The 18,189-nt window shown below is 26.6% G+C and carries 19 protein-coding genes; 14 read left to right on the top strand and 5 right to left on the bottom strand.

The genetic code is table 11. From position 1 onward, the window contains the following. Positions 1 to 2: 2 nt before the first annotated feature. The 3 genes from D9T19_RS10865 to D9T19_RS10875 all read right to left on the bottom strand — a co-directional run bounded on the left by D9T19_RS10865 (position 3) and on the right by D9T19_RS10875 (position 2,480). On the bottom strand, positions 3 to 956 hold the full coding sequence (locus D9T19_RS10865) for an AAA family ATPase (RefSeq protein WP_121628258.1): 954 nt from the start codon (positions 954 to 956) through the stop codon (positions 3 to 5). A gap of 77 nt (positions 957 to 1,033) precedes the next feature. Then, positions 1,034 to 1,750 (bottom strand): sensor histidine kinase, encoded by a 717-nt coding sequence (locus D9T19_RS10870; protein ID WP_121628259.1) that lies wholly within the window; start codon positions 1,748 to 1,750, stop codon positions 1,034 to 1,036. After that, positions 1,743 to 2,480, bottom strand: a complete 738-nt coding sequence (locus D9T19_RS10875; protein WP_228198002.1) for a response regulator — start codon at positions 2,478 to 2,480, stop codon at positions 1,743 to 1,745. Before D9T19_RS10875 ends, D9T19_RS10870 begins: the two co-directional genes overlap by 8 nt. Positions 2,481 to 2,565: 85 nt before the next feature. Here D9T19_RS10875 and D9T19_RS10880 point away from each other — a divergent pair, with 85 nt between their 5' ends. The 7 genes from D9T19_RS10880 to gmk all read left to right on the top strand — a co-directional run bounded on the left by D9T19_RS10880 (position 2,566) and on the right by gmk (position 9,651). Next, a complete protein-coding gene (locus tag D9T19_RS10880) occupies positions 2,566 to 4,581 on the top strand; it encodes a TonB-dependent receptor domain-containing protein (RefSeq protein ID WP_121628261.1) in 2,016 nt (671 codons plus the stop codon). A gap of 198 nt (positions 4,582 to 4,779) precedes the next feature. Beyond that, positions 4,780 to 5,493, top strand: a complete 714-nt coding sequence (locus tag D9T19_RS10885) for an NYN domain-containing protein (RefSeq protein ID WP_121628262.1) — start codon at positions 4,780 to 4,782, stop codon at positions 5,491 to 5,493. 168 nt (positions 5,494 to 5,661) lie between these two features. Beyond that, a complete protein-coding gene (gene rpsB, locus D9T19_RS10890; RefSeq protein WP_121628263.1) occupies positions 5,662 to 6,447 on the top strand; it encodes a 30S ribosomal protein S2 in 786 nt (261 codons plus the stop codon). A 2-nt stretch (positions 6,448 to 6,449) separates the two neighbouring features. Beyond that, entirely contained in the window at positions 6,450 to 7,496 is a 1,047-nt protein-coding gene (gene tsf / locus D9T19_RS10895; protein ID WP_121628264.1) for a translation elongation factor Ts, read from the top strand. Positions 7,497 to 7,533: 37 nt separating this feature from the next. Beyond that, positions 7,534 to 8,217: an ABC transporter ATP-binding protein gene (locus D9T19_RS10900; protein WP_121628265.1), complete on the top strand. Its 684-nt coding sequence runs from the start codon at positions 7,534 to 7,536 to the stop codon at positions 8,215 to 8,217. Then, the gene (locus tag D9T19_RS10905) at positions 8,214 to 9,041 is read left to right on the top strand and encodes a hypothetical protein (RefSeq protein WP_121628266.1); all 828 of its coding nucleotides are present in this window, start codon (positions 8,214 to 8,216) and stop codon (positions 9,039 to 9,041) included. Before D9T19_RS10900 ends, D9T19_RS10905 begins: the two co-directional genes overlap by 4 nt. Next, positions 9,037 to 9,651, top strand: a complete 615-nt coding sequence (gene gmk / locus D9T19_RS10910; protein ID WP_121628302.1) for a guanylate kinase — start codon at positions 9,037 to 9,039, stop codon at positions 9,649 to 9,651. Before D9T19_RS10905 ends, gmk begins: the two co-directional genes overlap by 5 nt. Positions 9,652 to 9,655: 4 nt before the next feature. On the opposite strand, the gene D9T19_RS10915 is transcribed toward gmk, so the two are convergent. Then, positions 9,656 to 11,278 carry an EAL domain-containing response regulator gene (locus D9T19_RS10915; RefSeq protein ID WP_121628267.1) on the bottom strand — a complete coding sequence of 541 codons (1,623 nt, stop codon included), beginning with the start codon at positions 11,276 to 11,278 and terminating at the stop codon, positions 9,656 to 9,658. 99 nt (positions 11,279 to 11,377) lie between these two features. Between D9T19_RS10915 and D9T19_RS10920 the strand changes: the two genes are divergently transcribed. Together D9T19_RS10920 and ccoS are read left to right on the top strand one after the other, a co-directional pair. Next, entirely contained in the window at positions 11,378 to 13,816 is a 2,439-nt protein-coding gene (locus D9T19_RS10920; protein ID WP_121628268.1) for a heavy metal translocating P-type ATPase, read from the top strand. Positions 13,817 to 13,824: 8 nt separating this feature from the next. Next, positions 13,825 to 14,073 carry a cbb3-type cytochrome oxidase assembly protein CcoS gene (gene ccoS, locus D9T19_RS10925; RefSeq protein ID WP_121628269.1) on the top strand — a complete coding sequence of 83 codons (249 nt, stop codon included), beginning with the start codon at positions 13,825 to 13,827 and terminating at the stop codon, positions 14,071 to 14,073. Between the two features lie 15 nt (positions 14,074 to 14,088). Here the strand turns inward: ccoS and D9T19_RS10930 are convergent, their stop codons facing one another. After that, positions 14,089 to 14,379 (bottom strand): c-type cytochrome, encoded by a 291-nt coding sequence (locus D9T19_RS10930; RefSeq protein ID WP_121628270.1) that lies wholly within the window; start codon positions 14,377 to 14,379, stop codon positions 14,089 to 14,091. Positions 14,380 to 14,572: 193 nt separating this feature from the next. Between D9T19_RS10930 and D9T19_RS10935 the strand changes: the two genes are divergently transcribed. From D9T19_RS10935 to D9T19_RS10955, 5 genes are read left to right on the top strand one after another with little or no spacing between them, the layout of a single operon-like run. After that, positions 14,573 to 15,175, top strand: a complete 603-nt coding sequence (locus tag D9T19_RS10935) for an ATP-binding cassette domain-containing protein (protein ID WP_121628271.1) — start codon at positions 14,573 to 14,575, stop codon at positions 15,173 to 15,175. Further along, a complete protein-coding gene (hemH, locus tag D9T19_RS10940; RefSeq protein ID WP_121628272.1) occupies positions 15,162 to 16,088 on the top strand; it encodes a ferrochelatase in 927 nt (308 codons plus the stop codon). The genes D9T19_RS10935 and hemH overlap by 14 nt, the downstream gene beginning before the upstream one ends. 8 nt (positions 16,089 to 16,096) lie before the next feature. Continuing rightward, positions 16,097 to 16,642, top strand: coding sequence for an AmmeMemoRadiSam system protein A (gene amrA / locus D9T19_RS10945; protein ID WP_121628273.1), 546 nt, complete (start codon positions 16,097 to 16,099; stop codon positions 16,640 to 16,642). Beyond that, entirely contained in the window at positions 16,643 to 17,434 is a 792-nt protein-coding gene (gene amrB / locus D9T19_RS10950; protein WP_121628274.1) for an AmmeMemoRadiSam system protein B, read from the top strand. After that, positions 17,435 to 18,178: an ElyC/SanA/YdcF family protein gene (locus tag D9T19_RS10955; RefSeq protein ID WP_121628275.1), complete on the top strand. Its 744-nt coding sequence runs from the start codon at positions 17,435 to 17,437 to the stop codon at positions 18,176 to 18,178. Positions 18,179 to 18,189 lie beyond the last annotated feature (11 nt).

Below are 18,189 nucleotides of genomic sequence, written 5' to 3' on the forward strand. Positions count from 1 at the left end.
TTTTATGGAATATTAACTTTCTCAATAATTTTTTGAATAATAGTATCAACATCAATTTCTTTCGCTTGTGCTTCATAAGTTAAAATAATTCTATGTCTTAGTACATTTTTTATAACCATAGTTACATCAAGTGGTGAAACAAAATCATTACCTCTTATAAATGCATTTGCTTTTACAGCTTTAAACATATCAATTGTAGCTCTTGGACTTGCTCCAAAGTGAATTAACTCGTCTAATTCTTCAAGCTCATAATCTTTTGGATTTCTTGATGCATCAATTATATTTACAATATACTCTTCAAGTTCTTTATCAATATGTATATTTTGAACCTCTTTTTTAAGTAGTTCTAGTGTTTGTTTATCCATTATCTTTTCTATTTTTTCAAAAGAGTTCATAGTAACTTTTTTTGCTATTTCATACTCTTCTTCTTTATTATTATAATTTACAACAATTTTAAACATAAATCTATCAAGTTGTGCTTCAGGTAAACTATATGCACCTTCTTGTTCGATTGGATTTTGAGTAGCTAGTACTAAAAATGGAGTATCAATTTTAAATGTATCATCAGCAATTGTAACTTGTCTTTCTTGCATAACTTCAAGTAGGGCTGATTGTACTTTTGCAGGTGCTCTATTAATTTCATCTGCTAATAAAAGATTTGTAAATATAGGACCTTTTTTTATTTTAAACTCAGCAGTTTTCATATCATAGATTTGAGCACCTACAATATCACTTGGTAATAAATCAGGTGTAAACTGAACTCTTTTAAAGTTTAAATCAATTGCATCTGATACAGCTTTTACAGCAGTTGTCTTAGCAAGTCCTGGAACACCTTCTAATAATATATGACCAGAAGTTAGTAATCCTATTATAATAGAATCAATCATCTCCTCTTGACCTATTACACCTTTATGAATTTCTTTTTTTAAGTTTATAAGTTTGTCGTGAAGACTCAAGTTACTTCCTTGATTTTTTTGATTTTCTATTCTATCGAATAAGTTATAAATAATATATTTAAATCTTTTATAATCTCTTATACTTTATTTTTTGGGAATATGATTTTGAATAAGGCACCATTGTTATTTACATATTCAAAATTACCTGCTAGTTGTAATTTTGAAATATTGTTTATCAATTTTAGTCCTAATGTTTTATTTTGATAAATATTTATATCACTTGAAATACCTTTTCCATTATCTTTTATTTCTAATATGTAAAAAGAATTATCTTCTTTTACTGAAATATTTAATATAGGATTTGGATTATTTACAAAAGCATATTTAAAAGCATTTGTTATAATCTCATTTAAAATTAATGCACAAGGTATTGTTTTTTCAATATCTAAAAAAATATTATCTATATTCAAAATAACCTTTACATCTTTTGTATTTTTGTATGTTTTTGAAATTTCATTTACTAAAGTATCAATATAAAATTTCATATGAATTTGATTAAAATTATTTGATTCGTAAAGCATTCTATGGACTAGTTCCATAGTGTAAATTCTTTCTTGAATATCATTTAAAATATTTTTTGTATTAGTGTCTTTTATTTTTAATTGTTGAAGTTTAATTAAACTAATTGTTAATGCTAAATTATTTTTTACTCTATGATGTATTTCTTGTAATAATATATCTTTATCTTCTAATGATTTTTTTAACTCATCTATTTTAAAAAGTTTTTTAAATAAAAAGTAAGTTACAAGAATTGTAAAAAATAAAGTCATTAAAAAAAGTAGAAAATTACTCAAAATTAACCACTTTTATTTTATATCCTAATTCATATAAGTTTTCAAATATATTTGTACCAAGTTTTATTTTTAATCTATAAATCAATGTTCGGAGTCTTCCTTTATCATAAATACTTTCTCTCCATATATATGTAGAAATTCGTTCAAAATTTACTATTTTACCTGGTCTCTCACACATAATTTCAAATAACTTTTTTTCATTTTTGGTAAGTTTTATTTGCTTATTGTCTTTATATAATTCTGATTTACTAATATCAAACTTAATATTTTCATCAATGTGTATGTATTTACTTTCTATTATTTTATAACTGTTTTTATTTTTAAAGAAAAAGTTATGTTTATGTATTGCCATATTTATTGTAATTTTTAATTCTTTATCTCTACATGGTTTGAGTAAATATCCATAAGGTTCACATTCCATTGCTTCTTTAATAGTTTTATCATTTGAATATGATGTAAGAAAAATTATAGGTATTTTTAATGTTTTCCATATCTCATTAGCGGCTGTTATCCCTGAACTTGACGCTAAGTTTATATCCATAAGTATAATATCAGGGATATTATTTCTTGCATGTGAAATTGCTCTTTTAGTATTTGATTCAATTCCACTTACCATAAAACCCATTTGGCTTAAACTTAGTTCTAAAGCCATTGCTAAAACAATTTCATCTTCTACTATTAAAACATTTATTTCATTATCAAGTTGTTTTAAATTTGTTAAATTATGCACTAAATACCTTTTTGTGATTATTTTGTGATTTTTATTGGTTATGATACTCACTATCATTTAAAAATTAGTTTAAATAAGGAAAAAAATGAAAGAAAATAAAAAAATTATATTAAGTTTATCGTTAGCTGCAAGTATGGCGATAAGTACTACACAAGCAAAAGCTGAATCTTTAGGAGAAGTTTCTGTAACAGATACAGCTTTTGAGTCACAAGTAAAAAGTATCACATCTTCTAGGTTAGAAAAGTTACAAGCAAATGATGTTAAAGATATTTTAAAATCACTTCCAAGTGTAATAGTAGATGGTAGTGCAAGATATTCACAAAAAGTTTATGTAAGAGGTTTAGAAGATAAATCTTCAAATATTACAATTGATGGTGCAAAAATGTCAGGACAACTTTTTCATCATTCAGGTGATCAAACAATTGATGCAGAGATGTTAAAAATTGGTTCAATTGAACTTGGTCCAAATTCTGCTTTAAGTGGAGCTGGTGTAATAAATGGTTCATTTATTTATGAAACAAAAGATCCAAGTGATTTTTTAGAAGAGGGTGAAACTTTTGGTGGAAAAATTTCTGCTGGTTATGAAAGTGGATATGAAAGAAAAAAAACAAGTGTTGCAGTTTTCTCAAAACTTAATGACAAAATTGAGTTTGTTGGAATCGGAAATATTACAGAAGATGGTGAATTACATACTCCTTCAAGTCAAACAATTACATCAAAAGAAAGTAAGCTAAAAAGTGGTTTACTAAAAGTGGTTTTTAAACCAAATGAATATAATACTATTAAATTAGCATATAATACATACAATGATGGTGGAGATAGACAACTTTCAGGTGAAAAACCAGGAAATGATGAAACTAATCCATATAATGAAATAACAAGAGATACTTATACATTAAATTATACTTATGCTCCTGATAATGAATTGGTAAAAATAGAAGCAAAAGCTTATTCAAATACTCAAAAGTTAGTTAGAGATTCATTAACAGAAGATTATAGTACAAATGGTGTAGTTGATGGAGATTTAATTCAACCTGAAAGAACTTATGAAAATAAAGTTGTAGGTTTTGATTTAAGAAATAGTTCAATTTTAAGTAATCATCTAATTACTTATGGTGTTGATTATTCTAAAGAAGAACAATCAAAAACAGCTGATGGTTTAGCTGTTTATTCAACAGGTTCAAGAGCAGGGGAAACTGAAGTTTCAAGTGTTGCTGGAAAAGGTGAAATTGAAGCTTATGGTCTTTATTTAGAAGATGAAATTGATTTAGATAGATTAGTTTTAAATATTGGTGCAAGATATGATGTTCATGAATTAGGTGGCTTTTATAGTGGTAAATTTGAGCAACTATCTCCAAAATTTAAATCTTCTTATCAAGCAACAGATAAATTAAAATTAAGAGCAGCCTATGGACGAATTTTTAAAGGTCCAAGTTTAGGTGAAACATTAATGTTGAATGATAATATTGTTCAATCTGATGATACTCAACCACAAACTGGTAATAACTATGAAGTTGGGTTTGATTATGATTTATCACATGCTTTAAATGCAGATAGTTCTATCTTTGGTTTTACAGCATTTACTTATAATGTAGATAACTATTTACATCCAACAAAAAATGGTGCTATAGAAGCACAATCAGATATGAAAATATGGGGATTAGAAACTGTATTTAAATATCAAAAAGACAAATTTGGCTTAAATGCAAGTCATACTTATACAGATGGTGAAGATAAATCTTTAGAAGATGGTTCAGTTATTGATCCACGAACTGCTAAAATTCATACATTTAAAGTTGGACTAGATTATCAAGCAACAGCTAATTTATTCTTAAACTACAGCGGTGAATTTGTTCCAGGGAATAAATATCAATATAAAGTTGATGAAAAAGTAAAAAGAAGTGGTTATGCTGTTCATAATGTAAGTGCAAGTTATGATATTACTGCAATAAAAGGTGCAAAAGTTAGCTTTGGTATAGATAATGTTTTAGATAAAAAATTCACTAGACATACAGCCTTTGGTACATATTTTGGTAATGAAGGTTATACTGCTTATGAAGTTGGAAGAAACTTTAAAGTTAATTTATCATATAAATTTTAATAAATAATAACAACAATATATTTATGAAAAAATGCGAATTCTCATAAACTAAACAATAAGTTTGCGATTTCTTATTGTTCTTCTATGGAAAACACTACTTATTTCCTTTGTAGTGTTTTCTTTATCTTTATTAAATATTCTTAAAATAAAAACTAAAGCTTTATATAGTAAAATCATTAAAACATAAAAGGACATATCATGCGTGAAAAAAAAAGTGATAAATTAGCTGTTTTAATTGATGCAGATAATGCACAAGCTTCAATAATTGCAGAACTTCTAGCTGAGGTATCAAAATTTGGAACAGCAAGTATAAAAAGAGCATATGGAGATTGGACAACACCAAATCTTAAAAAATGGAAAGAGTACTTACACAAATATGCAATTCAACCTGTTCAACAATTCGCTTATACAAGTGGAAAAAATGCAACAGATTCTTCACTTATAATTGATGCAATGGATATTTTACATGAGAGTGAACTTGATGGATTTTGTTTAATTTCATCAGATAGTGATTTTACTAGACTTGCTACAAGAATAAGAGAATCTGGATTAGTTGTATATGGTTTTGGTGAGAAAAAAACTCCTGAAGCTTTTATTGCAGCTTGTGATAAATTTGTATTTACTGAAATTTTAAGAGAAAAAGATGTTCCTACTCAAAAATCTGAATCAAATATATCAACTTTAAAGCCAATTATTGTTTCAGCTATAAATGCAGTCTCAAAAGATGATGGATGGGCTAGATTATCAAATGTAGGTTCATATATAAATAAAAATAATCCATCATTTGATCCAAGAAATTATGGATATGAAAAACTTGGTAAATTAATATATGATTTAAATTATATTATTGTTGATGAAAGAGAGTTTAATGATCACTCATCTAATGTACATATTTATATAAAATTACGATAATCTTTTTACTTAAACAAACTTTAAAATATCTTTAGGTAAAATCTCGGTTCTAATTTTATATTAGAAACCTCACATGTATCATTCCTGGTATGGGTTGTGACTAGATTTATCTAGACATTAAGGGATACAGAGGCTAAACCCAAATTTAAAATATACAAGGAAATTGTCATGGTTACAATGAAAGATTTATTAGAATGTGGTGTACATTTCGGACACCAAACTAGAAGATGGAATCCAAAAATGAAAAAATTCATTTTCGGTGTAAGAAAAAATATTTATATTATTGACTTACAAAAAACATTAAGATACTTTAGATATACATATAATGTAGTTAGAGATAGAGCTGCTGCTGGTGAAACAATGATTTTCGTAGGTACTAAAAAACAAGCTAGTGAAGCTGTTAAAAGAGCTGCAGAGAATTGTAATATGCCGTACGTTAACCACAGATGGTTAGGTGGAATGTTAACTAACTACGGAACAATTAAAAAATCAATTAGAAAATTAGAAATTATTAAAAAAATGAGAGAAGAAGGTCAATTAGACTTACTTACTAAAAAAGAAGCATTAATGCTTACTAGAAAAGAAACTAAGTTAGAATTATACCTTGGTGGAATTAAAGAAATGCACACTATCCCTGATATGATGTTCGTTCTTGATGCTGTTAAAGAAAAAATTGCTATTCAAGAAGCAAGAAGATTAGGAATTACTGTTGTTGCTCCTTTAGATACTAACTGTGATCCTGACTTAGTTGATTTACCAATTCCAGGTAATGATGATGCAATTAGATCAATTCAACTATTTTGTAATGAAATGGCTGCAGCTATGAATGAAGGTAAAGCTTCAAGAGAAGAAGAAGTTGAAGAAGAAGCACCTGTTTCTACTGACGAAGCAGCAGAAGTTGTAGCTGAAGCAGTAGCTGAAGGTGAAACTGAAACTAAAACTGAGGAAGCGTAATTATGGCAGGAGCTACTCCAAAATTAATTAAAGAATTAAGAGAAAAATCTGGTGCAGGTATGCTTGATTGTAAAAATGCTTTAAATGAGTGTGATGGTGATATTGAAAAATCAATCCAACACTTAAGAGAAGCTGGATTAGGTAAAGCTGCTAAAAAAGCTGGAAATATTGCTGCTGAAGGTGTTATTGCTGTTAAAGTTAACGCTGATAATACACAAGCTACAATGTTAGAACTTAACGCACAAACAGATTTCGTTGCAAAAAATGAAAACTTTTTAAACTTAACGCAAGAGATTGTATCTCATGCGCAAGAAAATAACATTATTGATGCTGTTGCACTTGCTGCTTCATCAATCAATGGTGTTGATTTCAATGAGTTTTTAAATGGTAAAATTGCAACAATCGGTGAAAACTTAGTTGCAAGAAAAGTTGCTGCAGTATCTGGTGATGTTGTAAACGCTTATGTTCATACAAATGGTAGAGTTGGTGTTTTATTAGCTGCAACTTGTGATGAAGCTGCTAAAGATAAAACTAAAGCATTATTAAAATCACTTGCAATGCATGCATCAGCAATGAAACCTACAGTAATTGCATATACTGATTTAGATCCAGAATTTGTTGAATCTGAAAACAGAGCAATTATTGCAGAAATTGAAGCTGAAAATGATGAGTTAGTTAGATTAAAAAAACCATTAAAAAACATCCCTCAATTTGTATCTAGATCACAATTGACTGAAGCTGCTATTGAAACTGAAAAAGCATCAATGAGAGCTAAATTAATTGAGCAAGGTAAACCTGAAAAAATTCTTGATAATATTATCAAAGGTCAAATTGCTAGATGGATTGATGATAACTGTCAATTAGATAATAGATTAGCTTTATTATCTCAAGCTTATGTAATGGATGATAAAAAATCTGTTGAAGAAGCAATTGCAGATGTTGATGCATCTATTAAAATCACTTCTTACATCAGATTTGAACTTGGTGAAGGAATTGAGAAAAAAGAAGAAGATTTTGCTGCAGAAGTTGCTGCACAAATGGCTAAATAGTATATTTAAACTTCTTAAAAAATAAAGGATCAGAACTATGAGTGAAAAGAATCTAGAAAAGTCACTCATGGATGATGACCTTTTATTACAAGCTAACAATATTTCTCACAAGTTCGATTATGAACTTTTTAATAATATAACATTATCTTTAAAAAAACAAGAATCAATTGCAATTATAGGAATGAGTGGTAGTGGAAAATCTACACTTTTAAATATTCTTAGTTCACTACTAAAACCTATTGAAGGTGAAGTATTATTCAATGACGAAGAAATTTATTCTTTAAAGCAAAAAAAACTTTTAAATATTAGAAGAAAAGATTTTGGTATTATTTTTCAAGCACATTATCTTTTTAGAGGATTTTCAGCAAGTGAAAATTTAGATATTGCTACACTTTTAAGTGGAGAAGAATTATCAAAAAAATTACTTAAAGATTTGAAAATTGACCATGTATTAACTCAAAGTGTTGGAGAATTAAGTGGTGGGCAACAACAAAGACTTTCAATTGCAAGAATTATGACTAAAAAACCAAGAATAATATTTGCTGATGAACCAACTGGAAATTTAGATAAAGATACAGCTAATATTGTAATGGATACACTATTTAATTATATTAAAAACAATGATGCGGGGTTAATACTTGTTACTCATGAAAGCGAATTAGCTGATAAATGTGATAAAGTATATAAACTAGAAGATTTAGTATTACAGGAGTTAAAATGAATTTATTGTTGATATGTGAAACGGCAATAATAGAGCAGATTTTTTCACTTGTTTGTAAAAAACTAAATATTGATTTGGTTATGAAAAAAACGAATGATGTTAATGAAAAGTTTGATTTAATTGTTGTAGATCAAAATTTTGTTGATGATAAATTTAATATAATTAAGCAGTTTTCAAAAAAATTAGGAGCCATTTCTAGTGAAGAATTACCTTTTGATAAAGCAAGAGATTTTATAATTCCTAGACCATTCTTACCTACTAAATTACAAGAAATATTAATAGAACAATTTGAAGAAATTAAAAAAGATGAACATTCTTCTAGTATAAATAATTATACTAATACTACAGCAAGCAATGATGAGTATGAAGAAGATGAGGATGTAACTGTACCTATTATTACAGATTATGTTGAATCTTTAGCTGAAGATGTTTATTTAGATATTGAAGAAGAGAATGATGAGAGTATAGTTAATATTGCATCTTTAAAAAATGGTGGAATTTTAGATGATTCTGAATTGTCTAAAATAAATAATATTTTAAAAGAAGAAGTAATTCATAATGAAATTGTTATGAATAAAAATGATTGGAAAGATATTTCTGATATTATTGATGATGCATTAGATGAAGTAAAAGAATATGAATTTGATTTAGATGAAGAAGCTAAAAACAATACAAATAATCAGTTAAAACTTGTTTTAACTGATTATAATATTAACGAACTAAAGCCTTTACTTGAAAAACTTAACCAAGAAATAATTGATAAACTTTCTCAAGGAGAGAGTATTGATATTAGGCTTATGTTAAAGGATGAAAAAGTTGATTAATGAAAAAAAAGGTGCAATATTAATATTATCAGGACCAAGTGGTTGTGGTAAATCTACTTTATTAAAAGAAGTATATAAACAAATTGATGATTATTATTTTTCAATTTCTACAACTACAAGACAACCAAGAGTTGGTGAAGTAAATGGAGTAGATTATTTTTTTGTGTCAAAAGAAGATTTTGAAAAGGATATTGAAAAGGATAATTTTTTAGAATATGCACTTGTTCATGGAAATTATTATGGAACATCTCTTACACCAATTAAAAAAGCGCTTGAAGAAAAAAAGTTAGTAATCTTTGATATTGATGTACAAGGTCATGAACTAGTTAGAAATAAATTAGACTCTATTGTTACATCTGTATTTATTACTACTCCATCTTTAAAAGTATTAGAAGATAGATTACATAGTAGAAATACAGATAATAAAACTGTAATTGAAAATAGAATTAAAAATGCAAAAGTAGAAGTTGAACATTTTAGAAATTATGATTATTTAATAATAAATGATGATTTGGAAGAAGCTTCAAAACAATTAGTTTCAATAGCTAATATTATAAGAATTAAAACTAAATTATTTGATAAAAACTCTATAGTATCAAGTTGGTTATAAAAACCTACTTGATTTTTTCATATGCTACAGGCTTATCAAAATAGTAGCCTTGGCAATAATCTATTCCTAACTCTTTAACTTTTTCATAAATTTCTTTACTTGATACATATTCAGCAACAGTATTTACTTTAAAATCTTTTGAAAAATTAACAATTGTATTTACAATAATTTCTAAATCTTTAGAAGTAGTTATATTTTCAATTAAAGATCCATCAATCTTTACAAAATCAATATTAAGTAGTGTTAATAAATTAAAGTTAGAATATCCAGCTCCAAAATCATCGACTCCTACATTACAATTAAATTTCCTTACATTTGTAATAAATTTTGTTACTTGATTAAAATCAGAGATTTCTTCAGATTCAAGAATTTCAAATTCTAATAAATGTGTATATTCTTTATTTTTTTCTAATATATCATATATAAAAGCAGTTGTTTCTTCATTTGCAATATCATCAAATGAAACATTAACTGAAACTCTTTTATTTTTATTTTTAATTAATTCAAAAGAATCATTAATAATTATCTTAATAATATTAGGATATAGTTTTGTTCTTTTAGCAACATCTAAAAAATTTACAGGAGCAATTTCTTCTCCTTCATGTGTTATATATCTTATTAAGGCTTCATATTTATATACTTCTTGTGTTTTTGCATTTACAATTGCTTGAAAGTATGCTTTAAATAAATTATCTCTAAATCCTACTTTTACTTGTTTAACCCATTTGATATTTTCTTCAAAAGATTGTTGAATATTAAATGATTCATTATATACCATGATTCTTTGAAGTTTTGATCTTGCATAGTTGATAACTCTTTGGGAATATTTATATGCTCTTGCTCCATCACCTGTTGCAATACCAATAGTAATATTAATATCTATTTCATCATCATTAATATATAAAGAATCTTTCTCTATTTTATCAGCAAAAGCACAACATAATTTATAAAAAGAATCTACGTCTAATTCTTGTTTTAAAGATACAATAGCAAATTTATCTGCATCCATTCTATATATAGTAAAATCAGTACTTTTGAAAAAAGCTTTTAGGGATTTGGCTAGTTCATATAATATTACATCACCATTTTTTTCACCAAAAAGGTCATTTATTGTTGAAAACTCATCAATATCTAAAAGACCCATTAATCCATACTTACTATTTTCAATATCTTTTTTTAGCCTATTTCTATTTGGAAGATTAGTTAAATTATCAATATATAAATCTTTTAATTCATGATAAAGTAAAGATTGTGACATAACTTGTAAAAGTTTTGATATATCTATTGGTTTTAAAACGTATTTATCTACACCTATATCAATAGCTTCTAAAAGATATTCTTTATTTGAAAAAGCTGTTGCAACTATAATAGGAATATTTAAATTTATTTTTTTTATTTCTTTAACCATCTCTAAACCATTTAGAATTGGCATATTTACGTCAGTAATAATTAGGTCTATTTCATTTTCATGCTCTTTAAATAAGTCAAGACCTTCTTGGCCATTTTCAGCAATGAATTGTTTTTTTGTAAAACCTTTTAAAATTTGATGAGTTACTTCTCTCAAATCTTTTTCATCTTCTGCGTATAAGATAGTAATATTTTTTAGTATTGATATATTGTTTATCATTAAGAATCACTCCAATGTTATTAGGGTATAATAACATATTCTAACATAATAAACTAAGTGTAATTTAATAAATAACAAAATAAGAATAGGAATCTCTCTGTGTCCCAAGTAAAATGTAATCACTGTCATCTAAGTTTTGATGAGGAAATAATGATAAAAGAAGGTGACTTAAACTTCTGTTGTAAAGGCTGTCAAGGAGTTTATCATATACTTCAAGATGATGGATTAAACTCTTTTTATGATAAATTAGGTAATAAAACCATCTCTCCTCCTCTTAATTTAGTAGATGATGATATTTCAAAATTTGATACAAAAAGTTTTATGAAGAACTATGTTCATACAACAAAAGAAGGATTTAATGAAGTTGATTTAATAATTGAAGGAATTCATTGTGCAGCTTGTGTTTGGCTAAATGAAAAAATACTTCATGATACAGTAGGCTTAGTTGATGCAAATATTAATTTTACAACTAATAAGGCAAAAGTCATTTGGGATGGCGATGAATTAAAACTATCAGATATTATTTTGAGAATTCGTGCCATTGGATATAATGCCTATGCTTATGATTCTTCCATAGCCGATGAAAAAGCAACAAAAGCAAAGCGTGAATATTTTATTAAAATGATGGTTGCAGTTATTGCAAGTATGAATATTATGATGTTAAGTGTTGCAAAATATACAGGCTTTTTTACAGGAATTACTCCTGAAGTAATGCATATGATTCATATTGGTGAATTTTTATTATCAACGCCTGTATTATTTTATTCTGGTTGGGTATTTTACAAGGGTGCATATTATGGACTAAAAAATAGAATCTTAAATATGGATTTCTTGGTAAGTTCTGGTGCAACTCTTACATATATTTACTCCTTATTTATTCTTTTTGGTGCAAAAGGTGAGAGTTACTTTGATTCTGTTGCTATGATTATTACTTTTGTATTAGTTGGTAAATATCTTGAAGTTATAGGAAAAAAATCTGCTGTTGATACTCTTGATAAAATAAAATCATCATTACCACTTGAAGCTACAATAATAGATGGTGATAATAAAAAACAAGTTGCTTTAAATAATATAAATATTGGTGATATTGTAGAAATAAAAACAGGTGAAAAAGTCCCTGTTGATGGAATGATTATAAAAGGTGAGGGTGCTTTTGATGAAGCAAGTTTAACAGGTGAATCTATTCCTATTTTTAAAAAAAGAGGTGATACTGTTTATAGTGGAACTGTAAATTCAAATAACTTAATTCAATTTGTAGTTACAAAAGATTTTAAAAACTCTACTTTCTCATCAATTGTTACGCTACTTGAAGACTCACTAAATTCTAAGCCAAAAATACAAGATACAGCAAATGAAGTTTCAAAAGGTTTTACTGTTACTATTTTAACACTATCTATTCTTACTTTTTTAGTTTGGTATTTCTTTGGATTAGATTTAGGTTTTGATTATGATGGAACAAGTCATTTTGAGAAATCTTTTATAGTTGCTATTTCTGTAATTGTAATAGCTTGTCCTTGTGCTTTAGCACTTGCAACGCCAATAGCTAGTTTAATTGGAATATCTGAGTTAGCAAAAAAAGGCTTGTTATTTAAAGAAGCTAAGTTTATTGAATCACTAGCAAAAGCAAATACAGTAGTTTTTGATAAAACAGGAACCTTAACAAAGGGTGAACTTTCTGTTGTAAAAGCAAATATCTTAAAAGATACTAGTGATAATTTGAATTTATTATATTCTTTATTAGGTTCTTCAACACATCCAATTAGTAAATCTCTTAAAAAGTATTTAGAATCAAAGTATGATTTAAAAGCAAAAGAATTATCTGATATAACAAATATTGATGCAAGAGGAATGAGTGCTATTTTCAAAGATGCAAATGAAAATGAATTTAAATTACTTGGTGGTAATTTAGATTTAATTGAAGATGAAAATATTAAGCATAATTTAAACCCACAAAATAGTGTATATGTTTTTGCAATAAATAATGAAGTAATAGCTACGTTTGAATTAATTGATGAAGTAAAAGATTATGCTCTTGATTTAGTAAAATATTTACAAAGTAATAAAATAGATGTTGTTATGTTAACAGGAGATAATGAAAATGTTGCTTCAACAATTGCAAATGAATTAAATATTAAAACTTATTATTCATCTCAAACACCGATATCAAAAGCAGATTTTATAAATAAGCTAAAAGAAGAAGATAAAATGGTAATAATGGTAGGTGATGGTGTAAATGATAGTATTGCATTATCAAATGCTGATGTTGCAATTGCAATGGGTACATCTGCTGATATTTCTATGGAAGTTTCAGATATTGTTTTATTAAACTCTTCTCTGACTTCGTTAAAAGATGCTTTTACAATTTCAAAAAGAACATATAAGTTTATAAAGCAAAATTTAGGTATATCTTTATTATATAATCTTATAACAATACCTTTTGCGATGTTTGGATATGTAATACCTTTAGTTGCAGCTTTATCTATGAGTTTAAGCTCACTAATAGTAGTACTAAATTCTCTTAGAATAAAAATGAAATAGGAATAAAAATGATAGATGATACACTTTTTTTTATGTTAATAGTTGGAATAATAATCTCAGCAGCGCTTCTTCTTATTTTTGTTTGGGCTGCAAAAACTGGTCAATTTGATGACTCTAATAAATTAATCGATGGAATGTTATTTGATAGTCCTGAAGATTTAAATGATGCAATTAAACAAGAAAAGAAAAAAGAAGAAGCAAAGAAAGCTAAAATATTAAAAATGAAAAAAAAAGAAGTTAGTCAAAAAGATGACTAACTTCTAAAAAAGAAATTATTTCATTGCTGAAATTTGTTTTGCTAAATCTTCGATATCAGCATCAGAAAGTCTTGCAACTTGACCTTTCATAACACCTTTCATAACACCACCGTAACTACCATCTTTATAACCATGTAATGCAGCACTAATTTTAGCAACATCCCAACCAGCAATAATTTGTGATTTTCCTAATGCTGGTTTTTCAGCTTTTTGCCCATGACACGCAGCACATGCAGCAAAAGATGCAGCAGATAATGTTAATGCCGCAGATGCAGCTACTAATGTAGTTAATACAAGTTTTTTCATTTTTTCTCCTTAAATTTGAAGCTATAGTTTAGCTTTTTATTCATTTTCCTTAGCTTAATAATTTATATTACAAGTTAAGTATTAGAAATATTTTTACAAGTAATTGTATAGTAATTGTGTATTTAAAAAATTTAGCTTTTGCAAATATAAAGGCATATTTTTATATAGTATCTTTTTAATTAAAGGTATCTTATTGAATAAAGAATTGATTTTAAATATTAAAAATTTAAATTTCTCATATAAAGAAAATATTCCAATCTACAAAGATTTTGATTTGTCTTTATACAAAGGGGAACTAGTTACTATTTTTGGGAAAAGTGGAAGTGGGAAAACTACACTTTTTGAGCTTATTATGGGAACGCTAAAACCTAAGAGTGGAAGTATTGAAAAAAAAGATTTAAGTTTGATATTTCAAGATCCATATAACTCTTTTCATCCAACATACACAATTATTGAACAAATAAATGATGTAGTACAAAGAGATTTTAAAGACGAGGTTGAAAGTTTTTTAATTGAATTAAATTTAGAAAAAAATTTACTTAATAAAAAACCTCATGAGTTAAGTGGAGGACAGTTACAAAGATGTTCAATTTTAAGAGCACTTTTGATGAAACCAAAACTTTTACTAGTTGATGAACCAACATCAGCACTTGATAATATAATTGCCTATGATGTAATGAAACTTCTTATAAAATATTTAGATTCATGTGCAATTTTATTAATAACTCATGATTTAGATATGGCAAAATGGTGTAGCGATAAAATAATAAGGTTAGAAGATAATGCAAAAAACTAATAAAGCAATAGTACTACTTAATATGGGTGGGGCTAGAAATAAGTCCGAACTAAAAATGTTTTTAACAAATATGTTTAATGATAAAAATATACTAACAGTAAATCCAGTTTTACGAAAGTTAATAGCATTTTTTATAGTAAAATCAAGACTTGATTCTGCATGGAAAAATTATGAATTAATAGGAAATGAATCACCAATAAATAAACTAACAGAACAATTAGTAAATAATGTTAATGAAAAAATAGGTGAATACAAAACTTACCAAGTTATGAGGTATACTCCACCTTTTGCGCAAGATGTGATAAAACAAATGAAAGAAGATGGAATAGAAGAGGTAATACTATTCCCTCTATATCCTCAATATTCAACTACAACTACAAAGTCATCATTAGAAGATTTTGAAAAATATGCAAAAGATTCTTTTAAAACTAAAATAATTGAACCTTTCTATAAAAACAGAATGTTTAATGAGTGTATTATAAATGAAATTATTTCAAAGTTAGAAAATCCAAAAGAATTCAATCTTATTTTCTCAGCACACGGACTTCCTCAAAAGATTGTAGACTCAGGTGATCCTTATGAAAAACAAATGAATGAACACGTAGAAATCTTATCAAATATGCTAAAAGCAAAAGGTATTGAATTTAAGTCAATTTCTCTAGCTTATCAATCAAAAGTAGGTCCATTAAAATGGTTAGAACCTTCACTTGATGATGCTTTAAAAGATTTCAAAGATGATAATGTTCTTATTTATCCTATTGCTTTTATTGTTGATAACTCTGAAACAGATTTTGAACTTAGTATTGAGTACAAAGAAATTGCAGAAGAAATTGGAATAAATAAATATAAAGTATGTAAATGTGTAAATGCAAGTAATGAATTTGTTTCTACAATTGCAAATATTATAAAATAGGGAAATAGATGAACGAAGAAATATTATTAAAAATCGCACATGACTCAATCAAATGTAGGTTTGATGAAACTTTTAAAATAGATAAAGAAGAACTACTTAAACAATATCCATTTTTGGAAGAACCTGCTGCTTGTTTTGTAACGATTAATTTAAATAAAGAATTAAGAGGGTGTATAGGAAGTTTAGAAGCTTATGATATGTTAATTGATGATTTAATATCAAATGCTTACAATGCTGCTTTTTTAGATCCAAGATTTTTAGAACTAACAAAAGAAGAATATGAAAATATTGAATTAGAAATATCAATTTTAACTCCTGCTATGAAACTAGAATACTCTAGTTTAGAGGATTTAAAATCAAAAATAAAAATCGGAGTTCATGGAGTAGTTATAACAAATGAAGAAGAACGCTCTACATTTTTACCACAAGTATGGGAACAATATCCAACTTTTGAAGAGTTTTTTGAAAAACTTTTATATAAAGGAAGTTTTGAAGAAAATGCACTTGAAACTGGTATTGATGTATTAGTTTATGAAGTTATAAAAGTAAAATAAATGAATATAAGAAAAACTGTTGTTTCTGGAAGTTTTTATCCAAATGATAAAGATGAATTAATAGAGTTAATCAACAGTTTTTCAAAAGACATTAATCAAAAATATGAAAATACTTTTGAACATATAAATGCAATTATAACACCACATGCTGGATATATTTATAGTGGATACCTTGCAAATCTATCTTTTAATCTAGCTTCAAAACAAAATCCTAAAAGAGTAATAGTAATAGGACCTTCACATCAAGCATATTTTGAAGGTTCTAGTATTTGCCTTGATGATTTTTATGAAACACCATTAGGAAATATAAAAATAGATACAAAACTTTCAAAACAAATCCTTCAAAAATATGATTTTATAAATCAAAATGAAGAAACAGCTTTTGAACACTCAAGTGAAACACAAGCACCTTTTATAAAATACTATTTTCCAAAAGCACAATTAATAGAAATAGTTTACGCCAATCAAGATATAAATATTCTTTGTACTTTAATAAATGAATTAATTTTAAATAAAGATAATTTAATAGTAATTAGTTCAGATTTAAGTCACTTTCACACCCTAGAAGATGCAAAAAAATTAGATGAAAATTGTATAAGTGCAATTAATCAAAAAGATATAAATAAACTAAATATCTGTGAAGCTTGCGGAAAAATTGGAATAAGTGCAATACTAAAATCAGCAATAAAAAACTCACTAAAAACAAAAGTTTTAGATTATGCTACTAGTTTTGATATTAATAATGATAAATCTAGTGTTGTAGGATATACAACTGCTTTGATAGGAGAGTAGATGTTTTTATTTAAAAAAATTGTTTCGGCTTTTTTACTACCTCTTCCTATTGGTCTTTTTTTACTTTTAATTGCTTTTTATTTTTTGATGAGAAATTCATATAAAAAAGCAAAGGTATTTTTATTTTTAGGGCTTTCTTGGTTTGTTCTTTTATCTTTTCAGCCAATTTCAAATGCGATTATCAGCCCTTTAGAAAACTCATATAAAGCATTATTAGAAATACCAAAAGTACAGTATATTTTAGTTTTAGGTTCAGGACATAAAACAAATGAAAACTTAAGTATTACATCACAATTAGGAAGTACTGCTGTTGTTAGATTAAATGAAGGTATTAAAATTTATAAAAAACTTGATAATGCAAAACTAATAGTTTCAGGATATAAAGGCTTTGATAAAAATTATCACTCTTTTATGAGTAAAAAACTTGCACTTGATTTAGGAATTAAAAAAGAAAATATTATAAAAATGGATAAGCCAAAAGATACAAGACAAGAAGCTATTGAAGCCAAAAAAATCATTGGAACAAATCCTTTTATTCTTGTAACAAGTGCTTCTCATATGAAACGCTCGATGTTATTATTTGAAAAACTTGGATTAAAGCCAATTGCGGCACCTACTTATCATTTAGCAAAGGAAGAAAAAAACTTTTCTTCTATCTTTTCAAGTGAAAACTTATATAAAGTTAAAGTTGCTTTTCATGAATACTTAGGACTAATATGGGCTTATCTTAAAGGATATATTTGATACAATTGCGA

The organism is Poseidonibacter antarcticus (assembly GCF_003667345.1).
GTDB lineage: Bacteria > Campylobacterota > Campylobacteria > Campylobacterales > Arcobacteraceae > Poseidonibacter > Poseidonibacter antarcticus.

Coding starts and splice junctions, on each gene's coding strand:
- D9T19_RS10880 (WP_121628261.1), top strand. CDS start 2,566: ATGAAAGAAAATAAAAAAATTATATTAAGTTTATCGTTAGCTGCAAGT.
- ccoS (WP_121628269.1), top strand. CDS start 13,825: ATGATAGATGATACACTTTTTTTTATGTTAATAGTTGGAATAATAATC.
- tsf (WP_121628264.1), top strand. CDS start 6,450: ATGGCAGGAGCTACTCCAAAATTAATTAAAGAATTAAGAGAAAAATCT.
- hemH (WP_121628272.1), top strand. CDS start 15,162: ATGCAAAAAACTAATAAAGCAATAGTACTACTTAATATGGGTGGGGCT.
- rpsB (WP_121628263.1), top strand. CDS start 5,662: ATGGTTACAATGAAAGATTTATTAGAATGTGGTGTACATTTCGGACAC.
- D9T19_RS10905 (WP_121628266.1), top strand. CDS start 8,214: ATGAATTTATTGTTGATATGTGAAACGGCAATAATAGAGCAGATTTTT.
- amrB (WP_121628274.1), top strand. CDS start 16,643: ATGAATATAAGAAAAACTGTTGTTTCTGGAAGTTTTTATCCAAATGAT.
- D9T19_RS10885 (WP_121628262.1), top strand. CDS start 4,780: ATGCGTGAAAAAAAAAGTGATAAATTAGCTGTTTTAATTGATGCAGAT.
- D9T19_RS10955 (WP_121628275.1), top strand. CDS start 17,435: ATGTTTTTATTTAAAAAAATTGTTTCGGCTTTTTTACTACCTCTTCCT.
- amrA (WP_121628273.1), top strand. CDS start 16,097: ATGAACGAAGAAATATTATTAAAAATCGCACATGACTCAATCAAATGT.
- D9T19_RS10900 (WP_121628265.1), top strand. CDS start 7,534: ATGAGTGAAAAGAATCTAGAAAAGTCACTCATGGATGATGACCTTTTA.
- D9T19_RS10930 (WP_121628270.1), bottom strand. CDS start 14,379: ATGAAAAAACTTGTATTAACTACATTAGTAGCTGCATCTGCGGCATTA.
- D9T19_RS10915 (WP_121628267.1), bottom strand. CDS start 11,278: ATGATAAACAATATATCAATACTAAAAAATATTACTATCTTATACGCA.